The sequence below is a fragment of the Streptomyces hyaluromycini genome (assembly GCF_002217755.1).
In the GTDB taxonomy this organism is placed as follows: Bacteria; Actinomycetota; Actinomycetes; order Streptomycetales; family Streptomycetaceae; genus Streptomyces; species Streptomyces hyaluromycini.
The window spans coordinates 1-860 of sequence record NZ_BCFL01000010.1 but is presented as its reverse complement, the minus strand read 5'-3'; the positions used below and the strand labels follow the sequence as shown (position 1 = coordinate 860).

The 860-nt window shown below is 66.7% G+C and carries 2 protein-coding genes; both read right to left on the bottom strand.

What is annotated here, in order from left to right:
- The coding region (locus SSP29_RS00065) for an ATP-binding cassette domain-containing protein (protein ID WP_145968833.1) at positions 1 to 467 on the bottom strand (467 nt) is incomplete at its 3' end.
- A 4-nt stretch (positions 468 to 471) separates the two neighbouring features.
- The coding region (locus SSP29_RS00060; RefSeq protein ID WP_368669229.1) for an ABC transporter permease at positions 472 to 860 on the bottom strand (389 nt) is incomplete at its 5' end.

Here is an 860-nt window from a genome sequence, read left to right as displayed (position 1 = left end):
AGGATGATGCCCATGTTGCGCAGTTCGCGGTCGGCGGTCTCCTTCATCTTCTGGATGTCGAGACGGCGCACGGGCCAGGGACCCTTGGTCATCTCGGAGCCGAGGAAGAAGTTGCGCCAGACCGGCATCAGGGGGACGGTGGCGAGGTCCTGGTAGACGGTGGCGATGCCCTTGTCGAGGGCCTCGCGGGGGGTGGAGAAGCGCACCGGGGTGCCGTCGACGAGGAAGTCGCCCTCGGTGTGCTGGTGCAGCCCGGAGATGATTTTGATGAGGGTGGACTTGCCGGCGCCGTTGTCGCCCAGCACGCAGGTCACCTGGTGGGGGTAGACCTTGAGGTCGACGCCGTGCAGGGCGCGGATGTTGCCGTAGGACTTGCCCGTGGAGCGCAGCTCGACGATCGGGGCGCCGTCGGCGGGTGCCTCGTCCTCAAGGACGGCACCGTGGGTTGTCGAGTGGTTGTCTGTCATCGGGTCACCTCCTGGTCGCGGTGCGCTGCACCCACAGGTTGATCATCACGGCGCCCAGGAGCATGACGCCGAGGAAGGCCTTGAACCAGTCGGGGTTCCAGCCCGCGTAGACGATGCCCTGCTGGACCATGCCGAACATGAACGCGCCGAAGACCGGGCCGATCGCCGAGCCGGCGCCGCCGGTCAGCAGGCAGCCGCCGATGACCGCGGCGGAGATGTAGATCAGCTCCTGGCCCACGCCCTCGCCGGACTGCACGGTGTTGAAGGAGAACAGCTGGTGCATCCCGATGAACCAGGCACCGAAGCCGACCAGCATGAACAGCGAGATCTTGGTGAAGTTCACCGGGACACCGACCGCGCGGGCGCTGTCCTTGTTGCCGCCGACCGCGAAGA